The 18372-nt window shown below is 63.4% G+C and carries 17 protein-coding genes; 5 read left to right on the top strand and 12 right to left on the bottom strand.

Annotated features, from left to right (window positions below):
- Window positions 1–272: hypothetical protein (locus tag GYH35_RS14445; protein WP_235936780.1), on the top strand; the 272-nt coding region annotated here is incomplete at its 5' end.
- A 2-nt stretch (window positions 273–274) separates the two neighbouring features.
- On the opposite strand, the gene kdsB is transcribed toward GYH35_RS14445, so the two are convergent.
- From kdsB to GYH35_RS14410, 7 genes are all read right to left on the bottom strand, one after another.
- Complete coding sequence (kdsB, locus tag GYH35_RS14440; protein ID WP_161828805.1) at window positions 275–1045, bottom strand: 3-deoxy-manno-octulosonate cytidylyltransferase; 771 nt, start codon at window positions 1043–1045, stop codon at window positions 275–277.
- 1 nt (window position 1046) lies between these two features.
- Window positions 1047–1235, bottom strand: coding sequence for a Trm112 family protein (locus GYH35_RS14435; RefSeq protein ID WP_116813761.1), 189 nt, complete (start codon window positions 1233–1235; stop codon window positions 1047–1049).
- 17 nt (window positions 1236–1252) lie between these two features.
- On the bottom strand, window positions 1253–2275 hold the full coding sequence (gene lpxK, locus GYH35_RS14430; protein WP_161828804.1) for a tetraacyldisaccharide 4'-kinase: 1023 nt from the start codon (window positions 2273–2275) through the stop codon (window positions 1253–1255).
- A gap of 92 nt (window positions 2276–2367) precedes the next feature.
- Complete coding sequence (msbA, locus tag GYH35_RS14425) at window positions 2368–4131, bottom strand: lipid A export permease/ATP-binding protein MsbA (RefSeq protein WP_202624318.1); 1764 nt, start codon at window positions 4129–4131, stop codon at window positions 2368–2370.
- Window positions 4132–4162: 31 nt separating this feature from the next.
- The gene (locus GYH35_RS14420) at window positions 4163–4600 is read right to left on the bottom strand and encodes an ExbD/TolR family protein (RefSeq protein ID WP_161812452.1); all 438 of its coding nucleotides are present in this window, start codon (window positions 4598–4600) and stop codon (window positions 4163–4165) included.
- The gene (locus GYH35_RS14415) at window positions 4597–5214 is read right to left on the bottom strand and encodes a MotA/TolQ/ExbB proton channel family protein (RefSeq protein WP_161828803.1); all 618 of its coding nucleotides are present in this window, start codon (window positions 5212–5214) and stop codon (window positions 4597–4599) included. Before GYH35_RS14415 ends, GYH35_RS14420 begins: the two co-directional genes overlap by 4 nt.
- A 77-nt stretch (window positions 5215–5291) precedes the next feature.
- A complete protein-coding gene (locus GYH35_RS14410; RefSeq protein ID WP_161828802.1) occupies window positions 5292–7613 on the bottom strand; it encodes a DNA internalization-related competence protein ComEC/Rec2 in 2322 nt (773 codons plus the stop codon).
- An 86-nt stretch (window positions 7614–7699) separates the two neighbouring features.
- Here GYH35_RS14410 and GYH35_RS14405 point away from each other — a divergent pair, with 86 nt between their 5' ends.
- Window positions 7700–8242: a DUF2062 domain-containing protein gene (locus GYH35_RS14405; protein WP_161812449.1), complete on the top strand. Its 543-nt coding sequence runs from the start codon at window positions 7700–7702 to the stop codon at window positions 8240–8242.
- A 15-nt stretch (window positions 8243–8257) separates the two neighbouring features.
- Here the strand turns inward: GYH35_RS14405 and lolD are convergent, their stop codons facing one another.
- From lolD to GYH35_RS14390, 3 genes are read right to left on the bottom strand one after another with little or no spacing between them, the layout of a single operon-like run.
- Entirely contained in the window at window positions 8258–8935 is a 678-nt protein-coding gene (lolD, locus tag GYH35_RS14400; protein ID WP_161812448.1) for a lipoprotein-releasing ABC transporter ATP-binding protein LolD, read from the bottom strand.
- A 16-nt stretch (window positions 8936–8951) separates the two neighbouring features.
- Window positions 8952–10199 (bottom strand): lipoprotein-releasing ABC transporter permease subunit, encoded by a 1248-nt coding sequence (locus GYH35_RS14395; RefSeq protein WP_161812447.1) that lies wholly within the window; start codon window positions 10197–10199, stop codon window positions 8952–8954.
- On the bottom strand, window positions 10192–11457 hold the full coding sequence (locus GYH35_RS14390) for a lipoprotein-releasing ABC transporter permease subunit (RefSeq protein WP_161828801.1): 1266 nt from the start codon (window positions 11455–11457) through the stop codon (window positions 10192–10194). The genes GYH35_RS14395 and GYH35_RS14390 overlap by 8 nt, the downstream gene beginning before the upstream one ends.
- 206 nt (window positions 11458–11663) lie before the next feature.
- Here GYH35_RS14390 and GYH35_RS14385 point away from each other — a divergent pair, with 206 nt between their 5' ends.
- The 3 genes from GYH35_RS14385 (at window position 11664) to GYH35_RS14375 (ending at window position 16374) form a co-directional block, all read left to right on the top strand.
- Entirely contained in the window at window positions 11664–11969 is a 306-nt protein-coding gene (locus GYH35_RS14385) for a hypothetical protein (protein ID WP_161812445.1), read from the top strand.
- A 137-nt stretch (window positions 11970–12106) separates the two neighbouring features.
- A complete protein-coding gene (mfd, locus tag GYH35_RS14380; RefSeq protein ID WP_202624317.1) occupies window positions 12107–15715 on the top strand; it encodes a transcription-repair coupling factor in 3609 nt (1202 codons plus the stop codon).
- A gap of 20 nt (window positions 15716–15735) precedes the next feature.
- On the top strand, window positions 15736–16374 hold the full coding sequence (locus GYH35_RS14375; RefSeq protein WP_161812590.1) for a CsiV family protein: 639 nt from the start codon (window positions 15736–15738) through the stop codon (window positions 16372–16374).
- Here GYH35_RS14375 and GYH35_RS14370 read toward each other — a convergent pair whose 3' ends face one another.
- Entirely contained in the window at window positions 16375–17319 is a 945-nt protein-coding gene (locus GYH35_RS14370) for a GGDEF domain-containing protein (RefSeq protein ID WP_161812444.1), read from the bottom strand. It lies immediately after the preceding gene.
- 3 nt (window positions 17320–17322) lie between these two features.
- Window positions 17323–18366, bottom strand: a complete 1044-nt coding sequence (gene nagZ / locus GYH35_RS14365) for a beta-N-acetylhexosaminidase (protein ID WP_161828800.1) — start codon at window positions 18364–18366, stop codon at window positions 17323–17325.
- Window positions 18367–18372: the final 6 nt, after the last annotated feature.

Raw genomic sequence — 18372 nt, 5'->3', positions numbered from 1 at the left:
GAAATGCTGATGCGCGTTTGCTGGGCGCCTGCGTACAAGGGCAGTCACATCGGCCGAGGACGGCCAAATCACGGCCACTCATGCCGAAGTCAGCACATCACTTCGCGGAGGGCGATCGCGTGCGAGCCGCACGCCGCCCTGAATTTCCTGACGGTACGGTCCTGAAATTGATGGACCTGGGTTATTTACTGGTCCGCTGGGACAGCGATGTACTGGAGACCGCCCACCACTCCGAGCTCAGCAAAGTGAGCGACGGGCGCTCCGTATCCTGATGTCAGCTTGCGCCGAGCACCGCGCGCACTCGGATGAGATCGGCCTCGGTGTCCACACCGGTGGGCGGCGGCACGGAAGCCACAGCGACGACGAGCTTCATTCCGGCTTGTAGCGCACGCAACTGCTCCAACTTTTCTGTGAGCTCGAGCTCCGCTGGCGGCAACGCAGTCAATCGCTGCAAAGCTTCCACGCGATAGGCATAGATGCCCAAGTGACGCTGCGCGCCCGCGAAACTCACCTGGCTCGCCAATCCCTGCAGCGCTCCGTCGCGAGTCCAAGGAATCGGCGCACGGCTGAAATACAGCGCCGCGCTGTCCTTGCCTGTCACGACCTTCACGACATTGGGATCGAGGAATTCATGCAGGCTGTTGACCGGCGTCGACAACGTCGCCATGTCGGCATCGGCATGCCGTTCGAGCAGACCCGCCACCTGCCCCACCAACGCCGGCGGCAGCAAAGGCTCGTCGCCTTGCACGTTTACGACGATGGTCCGTTTGTCCCAGCCGCGCCGACTTGCAACTTCGGCGATACGATCCGTGCCGGATAGATGGTCGGCGCTGGTCATCACCGCAATCGACTTTTGCGAACGAGGATCGATGGCCGCAGCGGCAATGCGTTCGTCATCCGTGGCGACGAGCACTTCGTCCGCGCCGCTCTGCGCCGCAGCCGAGATCACCCACTGAATCATCGGCCGGTCGCCGATGTCGAGCAGCGGCTTGGCCGGCAAGCGCGCCGACGCATAGCGCGCCGGAATGACGACTTTGAATGTCACATCAATCCTTCAGCAGCGGATCCATCGGCTCGAGCGTGCGAGCTTCGTCTTCGAGCATGACGGGAATGCCGTCGCGAATCGGATAAGCGAGCCGATCGGCCCGGCAGATCAGCAATTGCTGCGCCTTCGCATACTGCAAGGGGCCCTTGCAGAGCGGACAGGCGAGAATGTCGAGCAATTTGGAGTCCATGGACGCTCCAAGGAAAATTAATGAGTCGCCAGTAAGCGATCGAGCAAACGATCGATGGCCTGCGCATCCGCCTCGCCAATCGCGACATCCAGGCGCACGGCCCAGCAATTCGCGAGGCGCGAGGCATCCGCGCCGGGCGGGCATTTTACTGCATCCTTCTCGGTCATTAGCACTGGTGCGCCATCCGGAAAGGCAATGTCCGCTTCGGTCAACCGGGCGTGGTCCGGCAAAGGGTGCGCATCGACGGTCAAACCCCGCCCGGCCAGCGCATCGAAGAACGCCTGTGGATTGCCGATGCCGGCAATTGCATGCACGCGAGAGCCTGTGAAACTCTGCAAAGCTCGTCGCTCGCCGGTCCCGAGCGATACGGCCTCGCCAAGCACGGGAGTCGTTACGATGGCGTTGGGCAGAGTAATGGATGAGGACGGCTGTGCGCGTCGGGTGAGTACCTTCAGGGCCACGCCATCCAAACGACTCGGCGGCTCGCGCAGCGGCCCGGCCGGCAACAGTCGGCGATTTCCCAGGCCGCGCCGCTCGTCGATGACTGCGATCTCGAGGTCGCGCGCCAGGCGATAGTGCTGCAAACCGTCGTCGCAGACGATCACTTGAGCACCACGTTCGATGGCTCGCTTCGCTGCGGCCACTCGATCCGGCCCCGCGACGACCAGGGCGCCCGTGCGTCGAGCCAGGAGCACTGCTTCATCGCCCACTTCATCGGCTAAAGTTTCATCAGTCACATCGCGCGGCCATTGAGTCGATGTGCCACCGTAGCCCCGCAGAACGATGCCGACTCGTACGCCGCGTGAACGCAACCGCTCAGCGAGCCAGATCGTCATGGGAGTCTTGCCCGTGCCGCCAACCGTGATGTTTCCAACAACGATCACCGGTCGCGACACGCGGAACGATTGCGACCAGCCGCGTCGATAGGCCACTCGACGAACACCAGCGACGGCGCCAAACAACCAGGACAGCGGCAGAAGCAGTAGCGAGAACCACTGTGCGTGGCGCTCGTACCAGACCCGCTGCAGGAACGCGTCCATTCAACAACGACCCATCGCTCGTCGCCACCGAAGGTGGCGACGATTACGCAGCGATGGCTGCAGAAGACTCGGGCATTGGCGACTCGCCACGCTCATGCATTGAACTGCATCGCATGCAACATCGCGTACTGTCCTTGTTTCGCGATCAGCTCGGCGTGCGTGCCGCTTTCGATGATCCGGCCGGCTTCCATGACCAGAATGCGGCTGGCTTTCTCCACGGTCGAGAGACGATGCGCGATCACCAGCGTCGTGCGGTTGTGCATGAGCTGTTCCAGCGCCGCCTGAATGAAGCGCTCCGACTCGGTGTCGAGCGCCGATGTGGCCTCGTCGAGAATCAGGATCGGCGCGTTCTTCAACAGCGCGCGTGCAATCGAGATTCGCTGCCTTTGTCCGCCGGACAACAGCACACCGCGATCGCCGACCATCGTGTCGAGCCCCGCCGGCAGCTCGCGGACGAAGTCCATGACCAGCGCAGCTTGAGCGGCCCGCTCGATCTGTTCGTCGGACGCTTTGCGGCCGAAGGCGATGTTGGCGCGAATCGTATCGTTGAACAGCACGATGTCCTGGCTGACGACCGCGATCTGTTCGCGCAGGTTCTGCAGCTGATATTCGTGCAACTCGTGACCGTCGATTCGAATCGTGCCCGCATCCGGCTCATAGAACCGCGGCAACAGATTCACCAGCGTCGATTTGCCGCTGCCCGACCGGCCGACGATGGCAATCACCTCGCCCGCCGCGACTTTCACGCTCACGTCGTGCAGAGCCGCGCCCTTGCCGACCGGGTACGTGAAAGAAACATCCCGATACTCGATATCGCCGCGCACCCGCTCGGCAACCAGGCTGCCGCCTTCGGGCTCGGCCGCCTCATCGATCAACTGGAAAATGCTCTGCCCCGCCGCGATGCCTTGCTGCAGCGGCCCGGATACGCCCACCAACGCGCGCAGCGGCTGAGCAATACCGACCAGCGCGACGAAGAACGCCAGCAGGTCGCCCATGCTCATGCGCTCATTGATGGCGTCCGAGATGGCGATGGACAGCACGATGGCCGAGCCGGTCGCCGTCACCATCTGCACCACCGGATTCGACAAGCCCTTGGTGAGCACCAGGCGCATGTGCGAGCGGCGGTTGTGCTCGTTCACGCCTTCGAACTGCCCTGCCTGATAGTTCTCGGCGTTGTAGACCTTGATGACCCGCGGCGCTTCCAATGTTTCTTTGGCGACGCGCGTGATATCGCCCATCGAGTCCTGGATGCGGTGGCTGTAGCGGCGGAATTTCTTGTTGATGATGCCGATCAGCCACGCGACCAGCGGGCCCATGATCAACGCGATCGCCGCCAGGCGCGCGTTGAAATAAAACAGCATGACGATGGAGCCGATGATGGTCAGCGCTTCGCGCAGCGTGATCAAGATCGAATCGGTGGACGCCTGACCGATCTGCTCGGTGTTGTAGGTGAGCTTGGTCAGCAGCACGTTGCTCGAGTTGCGGTCGAAGTAACTCACCGGCAGATGCACCATGCGCTCGAACACCTGACCGCGCAGCCGCTTGACGATCTGCCGGCCGACATAGCCCATGCAGTAGGTCTGTGTGAAGTCGCCGAGGCCCCGCAACAGGAACAAGCCGATCAGTGCCAGGGGCAGCCAGACGATGGTGCGCGGATCGCGATTCTCAAAGGTGCCGTCGCCGAACACTTTGGCGAACGCAGTGAAGCTGACCATGCTGATCGCGAACACGATCGCACCCAGCATGCCGAGCGCGAACATGCCGCGATGAGGCCGCAGATAGCCGATCAGGCGCTTGTAGGTCTGCCAGGCGTCGTCCGGCATGGAACCCTTGGAGGCGCGCTCGGGACGTGGCATGGGGACAGAGACGTTCTTATTGTCGACGTCGCTATTGGGCTGCGGCCGAGTTGCTCTGGTCGTTGACTGTTGCAATGCTGATAGCCTTGAATCCGAGGCGCCCGAGCACGTCCATGGCCGTCACCACCGATTGATGCGTGCTGCGCGCATCGGCCCGGATCGTGACCGGCAGGTCGCGCCGCTCGCCGGCAAGCTTGGAAACCGCGGCCGACAAGGTCGCGGGGCTGGTGTTGATCAACACCTGGCCGTTGACACGATACTCGCCGGTGGCGGTCACGGCCACCTCGATCGGATCCTTTTTCTGGTCGGCCGCCGGCTCGTTGCTGGCCTGGGGCAGCTGCAGCTTGATGCGCGACTCGTCGACGAACGTGGTCGACACCATGAAAAAGATCAGCAGCAGCAGCACCACGTCGATCAGCGACGTGAGGTTCATTTCCGGCTCTTCGTGGTCCTTCGGTCGCAGGTTCATGCCGCTTCCCGCGACTGGCCTTCCAGGGCCTCGACCAGCTTGATCGCTTCCTTTTCCATCTGCACCACCAGCGTCTGCACGCGGCCGCGCAGGTATTTATAGGCCAGCAGCGCCGGGATGGCGACCGTAAGGCCCGCAGCGGTGGTGATCAGCGCCTCGGCGATGCCGCCCGCCAGGCTGGCCGGATTGCCGATGCCCGCGGTGGTGATGGCGTTGAAGGTGCGGATCATGCCGATGACGGTGCCGAGCAGGCCCATCAACGGCGACAACGAGGCGACCGTGCCCAGCGTGCCGATGAATCGGTCCAGCTCGTGCACCACGTGCCGGCCGGTGTCCTCGATGGCCTCGCGGATCACGACGCGATCGCGATTGCGATTGGCCAGCCCCGCGGCCAGGATCTTGCCCAGCGGCGAGTTCTGCTGAAGCGCGGCGATGTGCTTGTCCTGAATCTGCCCTTGCTCCACCCAGCGCCACACCTTCTCGGTGAGCTCCGAGGGCAGCACTCGTTTGGTTTGCAGAGTCCAGAGACGTTCCAGAAAAATGGCTGCGGTCACGATGGAGGCGAGGATGATGGGCCCCATCATGATGCCGCCGGCTTTCACGATTTCGAACATGACAGTGTTTGCTGTGACCGTGTATGGGGAGCCGGGTTATTCGCCGCAGTCTAGCAGCTTTCGCAGAAGCAGCATCACTACCGGGCCCAGTACCGTCGCTGTGTGTGACGCTGCTCGCGAACTTGCACATTCGCTGCATCCATCTGCGGCTCGAGAACGACGCTGATTGCGCCGCTCGCGCCGGTGTCGTAACAGCGAGCGCCCGCTTCTTGCCAGCGCGCCACCACGGCCGGACGAGGGAAATTCCAGCGATTGCGATAGCCGGTGGAAAAAATCGTCACATCCGGTCGCACGGCGGCGACGAATAGCGAACTCGACGAAGTGTCGCTGCCATGATGAGGCGCGACCACGACCGTCGCCCTCGGCAGTCCCCGCTTCAGCAGCTGATGCTCGGCTTCGGCCTCGATATCGCCGGTCAGCAGCGCGGAGCCCGCGCGTCCCCGGATCAGCAGCACACAGGAGCCGTCGTTGCCGCTTTCAGGGAATGTCTGCTCTCCGGAAGGCCCTTCTGGATGAAGGACGGTGAACCACACGCCATCCCATTGCCACTGCTGTCCCCGCTCGCAACCCGTGCTGCTCAGTGGCGCCTTGGTCACCGAAGGTCCAACGGCGACGGCGCGGACCGGCAGGCCCGCGAGCAGATCGGACATGCCGCCGCTGTGGTCCTGATCGCCATGACTCACCATCAGCAAGTCGATGCTGCGTACACCGCGATAGCGCAGAAACGGCAGCACGGCCAGTTCCGCAGCGCTGCGGCCGGATTGATATGACGGCCCGGTGTCGTACACCAACGTGCGCGAATGTGTCCGCACGACCGCAGCCAGGCCCTGCCCCACATCGAGCACAGTGAGCTCGAACGTACCGGGCGCTGGCGTCGGCGCCCGGTAGAACATCATCGGCAGGCACAGCAATGCGCCGGTCAGCCGCAACGGCCAGATCGCCGGCAATGTCAGTAACAACACACCGACGACCAGCGCGACGAAGACAGCTAACGACGGCTGCGGCGCGTGCCACACCGCCAGCGGCTGCCGAGCAAGCCATTCCAGCACTGGCCAACCTGCATCGAGCAGAAATAAAGGAAGTTTGAATAGCGGCGCACCGAGCGACGGATGAATCGTCGCGGCCAATGTCCCGACCAGCACGCCGGGCACGATGAGCAGTGTGAAGGCCGGAATCGCCAGCACATTCGCAACCGGGGCCACCAGTGACAAATTGCCGAATGACAGCAGCAACACGGGAATCAAGCCAATCGTCACGGCCCATTGCACGCGACTGAAGCTCGCGATCGTGCCCTCGCGCAGCAACCGCCCCGAGGTCGCCATGAGAATGACCAGCACCGCGACGAACGACAGCCAGGCGCCCACCGCCAGCGTCGCGAACGGCTCGAGCAGCAGAATGACGATCAGCGCCAGGCTCAGCGATCGGCCGATGGCCAACGGCCGCCGCCACCATCGCAGACCGAAATAAATACACAGCATGACCAGCGTACGCTGCGTGGGAACGGACAGCCCCGCGAGTACCGAATAGATCGTTGCGGCCGCCAGACCGGCGAGCACTTGACCGTGCATGGCAGTCAAACCCAGCGGCTGCGCACGACGCCAACGAACGATGCGGCCGCCCGCCCACGCAGCGAGCATCGCGACCATGCCGATATGCAGACCGGAGATCGCCATCAGATGAGTCGTGCCAGTCGCAGCGAAGACGCGCCACTGCTCCACCTGCATGGCGCTGGTATCGCCAATCGCCAGTCCCTGCAGCACACCGAGCATGGGGTGATCGCCAACCGCGGTGGCAATGCGCGAACCTATCCAGGCGCGCGCTCGGGCGATGGCATATCGGTGAGTGACCCCTTGCAATCGACGGTTGCCGTCATCATCTCGCACGTAGCCGACCGCACCGAAGCCCTCACGGAACAAATAGCCTTCGTAATCGAATCCACCCGGATTGGCGAACCCATTGCGACGTTTCAAACGAACCGTGAGCTGCCATTGCTCGCCCGGCTGCGGCGTCGACGGCGCCCGGTACCACGTCAGACGCAGACGCTTCGGAATGCCGGCTGCCGCGTCCACCCCATCGAACTCGAACTGCGGATCGACCTTCGAGTCGGGCAACGAAGCGATGAAGCCACGCACAATGACATCCCGCCCTTCGAGCGCCGGCGGCAAGTCCTCCGCCAGCCGCGAAGCTGCATGACCCCAGGCCCAAAGGATGCCCAGCAGAACCGCAATCGATGCCGTAGCAATACTGAAGTCACGCGCCTTGCGCGCTGCGCGGTGTCTCCCTACGAGCAACATCAACAGTGCAAGCACGATGACCACGAGCCATGCGGGTGCAGGCAAATGCGGCAAACCATGAATCAGGCAATGGCCCGCCAGGAATCCGAGAGCAATCGCACCCATCGCGCCTCCTTGCGCGTGAACAAACCCGTCGCGGCTGGCAAGCGCGACTGAGATAATCCGCGTCCGAGCCGCTCTCGCCCCACTGAATGCCCCGACAATTCTTCAAACCGCTGAGCCGCCAGCGCCATCGCTGGAAAGATCGCTGGTTCATGCGGCCGTTCCGCCTGCTGCTGGAGCAGCCGGTGTACTGGAGCTTGAACCGACGCAACGTGACACGCGCGTTCGCGCTCGGTTTGCTGGTCGCCTTCGTGCCCATCCCGGTGCACTTCCTGCTGGCTACCGTGCTGGCGCTGTCGTTGCGTTTGAACGTGCCCGCGGCGATCTTCGGCACATTCCTGGCCAATCCGCTCACCATGGTGCCCATGTATATGGGCGCCTACTGGGTCGGCTCCCAACTGCTCGGCGTCACCGCGCATCCCATTGCCTTCGCCATGACCTGGGAGTGGCTGACCACTCAGCTGGTGCCGATCTGGAAACCGTTCCTGCTGGGATGCCTGGTGCTGGGCGTGACCGCGGCCGTGTGCGGCTACGTGCTACTCGGCGGCGCCTGGCATCTGAGCCTGGTGCTCAAATATCACGAGCGCAAAGGCGCGAATAACCTGAAAGGGTCGGCGAAGGCCGAGAAATAGCCCGGCAAACGCTATTTATCCGTGCAGCTGGCCGTCGCTCAACGTGAGCGAGCGTTGCAGCTGTGCAGCCAGTTCCGGCGCGTGAGTCACGATGATCAGCGCCGTGCCCAGCTCTCGATTCAATTCCAACATCAGCTCGAACACCTGGCGCGCATTCGCGCCGTCGAGATTGCCCGTGGGCTCATCCGCCAACACGACCGGCGGCCGCGTCACTAGGGCGCGAGCCACCGCGGCACGTTGACGTTCACCACCCGACAACTGCCCCGGCCGATGCTCGAGACGCGCGCCCAAGCCCACGCGCTCCAACAACTCTCGTGCTTGCGTGCGCGCCTCTTCCACTGGCACGCGACGGATGAGCAGCGGCATCGCGACGTTCTCCAACGCCGTGAACTCCGGCAACAGGTGATGGAATTGATAAACGAATCCCAGCGCCCGATTGCGCAGATCGCCGCGCTCCTTGTCGGAGAGCTGGCTGATTTCCTGACCCGCGATCCTGACCGTGCCCGACGTCGGCAGATCCAGGCCGCCCAACAGCTGCAGCAGCGTGGTCTTGCCCGACCCCGATGCACCGACGATGGCGACACGCTCGCCCGGATGAATCGTGAAATCGATGCCTTTCAGCACGTCCACGCGGGCATCGCCCTGTTGGAAATACTTGGTCAGATTGTTACAAGCCAGAACCGGATCGGACATGAACTTCTCTTTGTTCTCAATCGTGCCGCAATGACTGCGCGGGCTGGGTGCGTGCCGCGCGCCACGCCGGATACAGCGTCGATAGCGAGCACAGCAGGAAGGTCGTCACACTGATCTTGATCACATCCGGCCACTGCACAGTCGCCGGCAGGTCGCTGATGAAATAAACCTTGGCGTCCAGGAAATGCACGCCGAGCACGGCTTCGAGGCCGTGGATCAATGTCTCCAGATTGATGGAAATCAGCACGCCGAGCGCGACGCCCGCGACGGTACCGATGAACCCGATCGCCGTCCCTTGCGTCATGAAGATGGTCAGAATCCCGCGCGGCGACGCGCCGATGGTCCGGAGGATCGCAATATCGGTGCGCTTGTCCTTCACGACCATGACCAGCGTCGACACGATATTGAACGCGGCCACCGCGACCACCAGCAGCAGGATCAGGAACATCGCCGACTTCGTGAGCTGGATGGAGCGAAAGAAGTTGGCGTGCTTGCGAGTCCAGTCGTCGATGTAATAACCGCCGCCCAGCGACAGCGCCAACTCGCGCACCAGGTGAGGAGCGAGAAACATGTCCGTGAGCTTCAGGCGCACGCCAGTCACATCGTCGCCCATGCGATACAGACGCGCGGCGTCCTTCAGATTGATGTAGGCGAGATTGCGATCGAACTCGTACATCTCTGCGTTGAAAATGCCGACCACCTTGAACGCACGATAGACCGGCATGACGCCCACCGGCGTCGTCTTGCGCAGCGGAGTCACGACCACGACCCGATCGCCCAACGACACATTCAACGTCTTCGCGAGCTCCACGCCGAGCACGATCCCGAAGCCGCCGGGCTGCAGCTCTTCGAACGACCCTTGTGACATCTTCTCGGTGATCGATGTGACTTTGCGCTCGTAATCGGGCAGCACGCCGGTGACCATGGCGCCGCTGCTCTTCGGGCCCGCCATCAACAAAGCCTGCGCCTCGATGTAGGGCGCAGACGCCACCACTTCGGGATGCTCGCCGATCTTCGCCGCGGTTCCTTGCCAGTCGGGCAGGCCCGCGCCGAACGCACTGATCGCAGCGTGCGATGTGAGACTCAGAATGCGACCGCGCACCTCGCGCTCGAAGCCATTCATCACCGACAGCACGACGATGAGCACCGCCACGCCGATGGCGATGCCGAGCATCGAGATGGTCGAGATGAAAGAAACGAACCGGTTGCCCCGATTCGAGCGCAGATAGCGCCGGCCGATCAGGAACTCGTAACGCTTACTCATAGCGCAACGCTTCCGCAGGCTCGGTGGCCGCGCCCCGCAGCGACGGATAGATCGTCGCCAGCACCGTGAGCGCTAACGCGGTGAGCGTGATGCCCATGACCTGCGGCCACTGCACCTCCGAGGGCATGTCGGAGATCACGAACACAGTCGGATCGAAGACCTTCGCACCGAACAGGCCTTCCAGGAACGGCACGATGGTAGAAACATTGAACGCCAGCAGCAGCCCGACGACGAGGCCGAGCAGCGCGCCGAACCAGCCGATCAACACACCTTGCGTCATGAACACGCCAACGACGGCCCGCGGCGTCATGCCGACGGTGCGCAATATCGCGATATCGGTGCGCTTCTCGTTCACCACCATGACCAGCGCCGCGATGATGTTGAAGGCAGCCACCGCGACGATGAGCATGAGGATCAACGTCATCATGGTCTTCTCGATGCGCACCGCGCGGAAATAGCTGGCGTTCTCGATCGACCAGTCGCTCACTTTGAACTTGCCGCCGAGCGCCTCGTTGATCTGCGGCGTGCGCACCGGCGCGGCGAAGATGTCGTCGAACTTCAAGCGCAGTCCATTGGGCATGCCATGCGTTCCCGCAAGGCCGGATGCATCTTGCAGATGTATCAGGGCGAGCACGTTGTCCTGCTCCTGCGCGCCCGCCTCGAACACGCCGCTGACGATGAAGTTCTGAATGCGCGGCTTGAGATCGATGCCGCTCACCACGCCTTCGCCCTGAGCCGACAGCGCCGGCACGAGCACCGTGATCTCATCGCCGACCCGCGCATCGAGCGCATAAGCGAGACCCGCGCCAAGGATGATGTGCTGCTCGCCCGCGATCAGATCGGTGAAGCTGCCGACCTGCATGTGCGCGCCGATGTCGGAAACCTGCGACTCCAGCTCAGGATCGACGCCGCGGATCAGCGCCGCCCGCATGTCCGCGCCTCGCCCGAGCATGCCTTGCAGATCGATATAGGGGGCGACGCCGACGACGCCCTCTTCCTTGCGGATCCGATCCGCGAGCGCCGGCCAGTCCTGCAGCTGTTCAGGTTCGCCGGACAAGGTGGCATGGGAGGCCAGGCTCAGCAGGCGCCCCCGCATCTCGCCTTCCAGCCCGTTCATGACCGAAATCACCGTGATCAGCGCCGCCACCCCGACGCAGATGCCCAGCATCGAAACCCAACTGATGAATGAGACGAAGAAGCCTTGGCTGCGGCTGCGCACGTAGCGCAGCCCGATGTAAAGCGGCAGGGGGTGGAACATGTCACTCCTTTCGGGCGGGCAAGGCTACCCTGGCCCGGCCGTTATGGAAACTGGCCGCCAAAATGTGAACTGCGACAACAATTTGGGGTGTCGTGCTTGGCCCTTATGTAAGCCGTGCAGTACAGTCCCCGCCGGTCCTCCGTTGCGCCGCTGACGGCGCACAGAATTGAACATCGGGGCCGGATGGTTGATCCCAGGAGGGTGTCATGAGCTTTCAGATTCGCCCGAAACTGCGCTCCAAGCTGCCGCTGCTCGCGGCCCTGGCCGTGTCCGCGGCCGCTACGGCTGTACAGGCCGATGAGCTGACCACCCCGCCTGCCCCCTCCGCCAGCCAGCAGACGAACGTGCCGGCGCGTGGCACGTCCATGGAAAAGGTCGAAGCTCAATTCGGCGCCCCCAGCGAGCGCCTCCCGGCCGTCGGCGAACCGCCGATCACGCGCTGGAAATACCCCGGCTTCGAGGTCTATTTCGAGCATCAGCTGGTCATCCACACGGTCGTCTCGGCCTCCTAGGGCCCGCGTTAAGAGCTGACGCAGCCGCCGTCAGGTCCTCTCTGGTAGAGTCATCGCCCCTTCGGGGACGCCGCGAGGCGTCGACCCGAGTGTCTGCTATTTGGAACTGACACCCGCGCCCATATTTCAGGCGAGCGATGACCGACTCCGACCGTCCGATTCTTCCCAGCCGTACACAACTGCAGGTTCGTTGGGGCCAGCTTTACGGCTCCGCGACTGCGTTGTGGTTAGCCGAGGCCGCCCGCAAATCCTCTCAGCCGATGCTGGTCGTCGCGCACGACGCGCGCGCCGCCAGCCGCATCGAGGACGAGCTGCGCTTTTTCTGCGAGCCCGGTACGCCGATTGAAACGTTCGCGGGCTGGGAAACGCTGCCCTACGACCTGTTCTCACCGCATCCCGACATCGTTTCGCAACGACTGCGATTGCTGTCGACCCTGCCTCGGCTGACCCAGGGCATCGTCATCGTCGATCTGGAAACGATGCTGCAGCGATTGCCGCCGCAGGCTTACATCGATGCGCATGCGTTCGATCTGCGGGCCGGCGAAACATTCGATGTCGCCGCGTTCCGCGATCGCCTGGCCGGCGCCGGCTACGTCTCGAGCTCACAAGTGATGGCGCCTGGCGAGTTCGCGGTGCGCGGCTCGATCGTCGACCTCTATCCGATGGGCAGCGACTCGCCCTATCGCCTCGACATGTTCGATGACGAGGTCGAATCGATCCGCAAGTTCGATCCGGAAACGCAGCGCTCCGGCGACAAGGTGCCGGCGTTGCGTTTGTTGCCTGCGCGCGAGTTCCCGCTCACCGCCGAAGGCATTCAGAACTTCAAGCGCCGCTTCCGCAATCGCTTCCCCGGCGATCTCACGCGCATGTCGATCTATCGCGATATCGCCGAGGGCGCGCCACCGCCGGGCATCGAGTACTACTTGCCGCTGTTCTTCGACAAGACGGCGACGCTGCTCGATTACCTGCCACAGAACACCATCATCGCCGTCGAACGTGAGATCGACTCGATGGCGACGCAGGCGTTCACCGAGGTCGAAAACCGTTACGAGCAACGCGGCCACGACGTGGATCGACCGATCCTGCTGCCGCGTGAAGTGTTCATGCCGGTCGCCGAGTTCATGCAGCGCATGACGTCGTATCGACGCATCGAGCTGTCGCGCGTCGAGCTTGATCCTCTGACGCAAACACTGCCCTATCAAAACTTTTCCACTCGCGTGCCGCCGAGCCTGCGGGTCGATCAGCGCAGTGAAGAGCCCGCGCGCGAGCTGGTGAATTTCGTCAGCGCGTTCCAAGGGCGCGTATTGCTCGCGGCCGAATCCGCTGGGCGCCGCGAGATGCTGATCGACCTGCTGTCCAAGAGCCATTTGAAGCCGCAACTGGTCGAGAGCTGGTCGGCCTTCGAGGCCAGCAAGGATCGCCTCGCGATCACGGTGTCGCCGATTTCGACCGGCCTGCAGTTGGATGACCCGCCGCTCGCCTTGATCGCCGAGGAACAACTGTTCGGCGAGCGCGCACGACAGGAGCGCCGTCGACGCCGGCCGGAGCGCGATCCGGAAAAGATCATTCGCGATCTCACCGATCTGCATCCGGGCTCGCCGGTCGTGCACGAGGAATACGGTGTCGGCCGTTTCGTCGGCCTGGCGACGCTGGATGTCGGCGGCCTCACCAGCGAGTTCCTGGTCCTCGAATATGCCGAGGGCGACAAGTTATATGTTCCGGTGCAGGCGCTCGATCTGGTCAGCCGCTACACCGGCGCGCCGGCCGAACATGCGCCGCTGCATAAGCTCGGCGGCGATGCCTGGGAAAAGGCGCGCAAGAAAGCTGCGCAGCGCATTCGCGATACTGCAGCCGAGCTGCTGGATTTGTATTCGCGGCGAGCCGCGCGCCAGGGCGAACAACTGCTTGCGCCTGAAGACGATCTGCGTGCGTTCGAAGCCGCGTTCAAGTTCGAAGAGACACCCGATCAGGCGGCAGCCATTCGCTCGGTGGTCGACGATCTCGGCAGCGGCCGGCCCATGGATCGCGTGGTCTGCGGCGACGTGGGCTTCGGCAAAACCGAAGTGGCGCTGCGCGCCGCGTTCGTCGCCGTGCAGGCGGGCAAGCAAGTCGTCGTGCTCGTGCCGACCACCCTGCTCGCCCAGCAGCACTATCAAACATTCGCCGACCGCTTCGCCGATTGGCCGGTGCGCGTGGAATCGTTGTCGCGCTTCCGTACGACCAAGGAAGTGAATCAGGTCATGGAGACGCTGGAGTCCGGTCAGACGGACATCGTCGTCGGCACGCATCGCCTGTTGCAGTCGGGCGTGAAGTTCGCGCGGCTTGGCCTGCTCATCATCGACGAAGAGCATCGCTTCGGCGTCAAAGACAAAGAGAAGCTGAAACAGCTGCGCGCTGAAGTGGATGTTCTGACGCTCACGGCGACGCCGATTCCACGTACGTTGAATATGGCCATGGGTGGCCTGCGGGAGCTGTCGTTGATCACGACGCCGCCCGTATCGCGACTGTCGATCAAAACGTTCGTTTCGCAGTGGGACACGGCGACGATCCGCGAGGCCTGTCTTCGCGAAATCCGCCGCGGCGGTCAGATCTATTTCCTGCATAACAGCGTCGACACGATCGAGAAGACAGCGCGCACATTGGCCGAGCTCGTTCCGGAAGCGCGCATTGCCGTCGGCCACGGTCAGATGCGCGAGCGCGAGCTCGAACAGGTAATGCTGGATTTCTATCACCAGCGCTCCAACCTGCTGGTGTGTACGACCATCGTCGAGAGCGGCATCGACGTGCCGTCCGCGAACACCATCATCATCGATCGCGCCGACAAGCTCGGCCTGGCACAGCTGCACCAGCTGCGCGGACGCGTCGGTCGCTCGCATCACCAGGCGTACGCGTATTTGATGACGCCGCCGCGCAATCTGATGACGGCAGACGCGGTGAAACGTTTGGAAGCGATCGAGTCGCTGGAAGACTTGGGCGCAGGCTTCACACTCGCCACTCACGATCTCGAGATTCGCGGCGCCGGCGAATTGCTCGGCGAGGAACAGAGCGGTCAGATCCAGGAGATCGGCTACGCGCTCTACATGGAGATGCTGGAACGCGCGGTCAACGCGCTCAAATCCGGCAAGGTGCCGCAACTCGATCAGCCCATGCACCAGGGACCGGAAGTCGATCTGCATGCGCCGTCGTTGTTGCCGGATGAATATCTGCCCGACGTGCACTTGCGCCTGGTGCTGTACAAGCGCATCGCGGCTGCCAAGACGAACGAAGAGTTGCGAGAGCTGCAGGTGGAGATGATCGACCGCTTCGGCCTGCTGCCGCCACCGGCGAAGAACCTGTTCCGTATTGCCGAGTTCAAGCAGGCGGCACGCAACTTGGGCTTGCGCAAGATCGACATCGGACCGGGCGGCGGCTCAGTGACGTTCGAAAGCGACACCAAGGTCGAACCCGGCACATTGATCCGTTACGTTCAGCGCAACTCCCGCACCCACCGCCTCGAAGGCGGCAACAAGCTGAAGTTCACCCTGAACATGGAACAGGAAGAGCTGCGCTTCACCCAGGCCGAACAGCTGCTCGCCGAGCTCGGCAAAGCGACGCCGACTGCCGCCGAGCTCGCAGCGGAAAAAGCCCGCGAGAAAACGATCGCGGCCGCCGCGACCAAGGTCAATCCGCCGCCGAAGGCTCCGCCGCCGAAGCCGACCGTGAGCTACAAGCCCGGCTCGAGCAAGCCGCAGCGATTCAAACGCTGAGCAACTGGTAAACTCATCGCATGAGCCATTCAGCTTTCTTCTCTCGCGTGAGGGCCGGCCAGCGCAAGCTGGGCGTGGCGGTGTTGCTTGCGGCATTCATGTCGGTGAGCTCCGCCGTCGCCCAACAAGTGGCCCCCATTCAGTCCTACGACGTCGAATTGCTGATCTTTCGCAATCTCGGCGGCCGGGAGACGCCGGAGAGCTGGGGCGTGGAAGCGGCCGACTCCGTTCAGCAAATGGAGATTCCTGACGACGAGTCCGAGCCGGCAACGCCGCCGACGACCGCGGCGCCGCCGGTCGCGAGCTACCCTGCCCTGCCCGCGGCAAAGATGAAGCTGACCGCCATCGAGGAAACATTGCGTCGCAGCCGCGGTTATCAGCCGCTGGCGCACATCGGTTGGACTCAGCCGGGCTACGCGCGGAACGACGCGAGATATCTTTCGGTCGGCTCACTCGTGCCTGCGTCGGCGGGATTACAGGGCCAGATCGCGCTCACGCGCGGCCGCTATCTGCATCTCACATTGGATCTGGTGCTGGATGGCGGCGAAGGCTCCAGCTATGTGCTGCGACAGACGCGTCGCATGCGGAGCAACGAACGCCATTACATCGACAGCCCGAAGTTTGGCGTGATCGCGATCATCACGCCGAGCAGTGAATGATCAGTCCGCCTCGCGGCTGACGACGCGATTGCGGCCCAGCTCCTTGGCGTCCTTCAGCGCCTTCAGCGCCATTTCATAAACTCGTTCAGGCGCCGCATCGTGCGGCGGCACCAGCGACACCACGCCACAGCTCGCGGTCACGTAGCGAGACACGATCGAGCGCGGATGATGAATGGCGAGATCGCGCACTCGTCCGAGCACCGCTTCCGCCAGCTTCGATGCCTGGGCCAGATCCAGCCCCGTCGTCACCGCCGCGATCTGATCCTCGTCGAACCGGCCGCACAGGTCGCTGGCGCGCCGGAAACAGCCGCTGATGACGCGCGAGATGCGCTTGAAGGATTGATCGGAGCCGTTCTTGCCGAACGTCTCTTTGTAGGTGAAGTAACAATCCAGATCGAAAATCAGGAAGCTCAGGCGGCGCGACTCGCGCTGGGCCAGGCCCCAGTCGCGCTTCACCAGTTCATCGAAGTAAGTCCGGCGCAGCAGGCCGGTGAGCTTGTCGTCACGCAGATAAGCCAGCATGGTCTGCGTGGAGAGCGTCGGATCGGTCTTCTCGCGCGACTCGCTGAGCCGCAGGCGATCGCCGCCCTCGCGATGGAAACCTGCGAAGTGCGTCACATTCCCGTTGCCATCGCGCAGCGGCTGAATGGTCACTTCGTTCCAGAACATGGTGCCGTCTTTGCGGTAGTTACGCAGCGTGGTCTGCACCGATACGCCCTGCCGCAGCGCCGTCCGGATCTTCTCCAGGCCTTCCTGCTCATGGTCCTCGCCCTGCAGGAAACGCAGGTTGCGGCCGCGCATGTAGTTCGCGTCGTAGCCGGTGAGCTTCTCCATGGCCGCGTTCACGAAGATCACGGGGCGATCGGCCGCCCGGGCATCGCAAATGACCACGCCATCCGGGGCGGATTCCACCAGGCTCTGCAGCAGTGTTGCGTCGACGCTCATATGTTATGAATTCAACCGGAGATCGGGCCGTTCCATACAACCCTTGACCGCCCCCTCGCAGGTTTGCCAGTCCATCGAAGCGTGCAGGGCCTCCCGGGTCAATCCCGGCTTGCCGTGCAGGCGGGCCATGCGAACTTGACTTAAAGGATCCCCGCTCCCCCGCAAAGAATCGATGACCTGGAGCACACCTTGGCGATCGTTACACACCGAAAGCACGTCACAACCGGCCGCGAGGGCTGCTTTTGCCCGGGCCGGCATGTCGCCGATGGCCTGGGCGCCGGCCATCGAGAGGTCGTCGGTGAAGATGGCGCCGTCGAAACCGAGCCGGCCGCGCAGCTCGCTCTGCAGCCAGCGGCGTGAGAATCCGGCCGGTTTGTCGTCCACCTCGCTGAAGATGACGTGGGCCGCCATGATGGACGCCACGCCGTTGTCGATCAGCCGGCGGTACGGGGTGAGGTCGTCATCCATATCGGCCAGCGGCCGGCGGTCCACCGGCATGGCGACGTGCGAGTCCGGCACCACGAAACCGTGGCCGGGATAGTGTTTGGCGCAGGCCGACATGCCTGCCTCCCGCATGCCGCCCATGAACGCGATGGCCAGCTCCGAAACCACGCGGGGATCGCGATGGAAAGCGCGATCGCCGATCACGCTGCTGGCGCCGTAATCCAGATCGACGCACGGCGCGAAACTCATATCGATGCCGACCGCGCGCAGTTCGGCGGCCATCAGCCAGCCGCATTGGCGAGCCAGCAGGCGGCCCGCGACCGCGTCCAGGTCATATTGGCGCCCGATGATTCGCATCGACGGCAGCACGGTAAAACCCTGGCGAAACCGCTGCACGCGACCGCCCTCGTGATCGACCGTAACCAGCAACGGCGGCGAGCGCACGGCGCGAATTTCGGCGACCAGCTGCTGGAGCTGCTCGACGCTCTCGAAATTGCGTGTGAACAGGATCACAGCGCCGACCAGCGGATGCGCCAGCAGCTCGCGATCTTCCTGGGTCAGGGACTTGCCCTGCACGTCCATCATCACCGGGCCGAGCGTCATATGGGT

Source organism: Steroidobacter agaridevorans, from assembly GCF_009932555.1.
GTDB lineage: Bacteria > Pseudomonadota > Gammaproteobacteria > Steroidobacterales > Steroidobacteraceae > Steroidobacter > Steroidobacter agaridevorans.
Note: the sequence above shows the minus strand (reverse complement) of the source record. Positions and strands in the feature narration are given on the sequence as shown.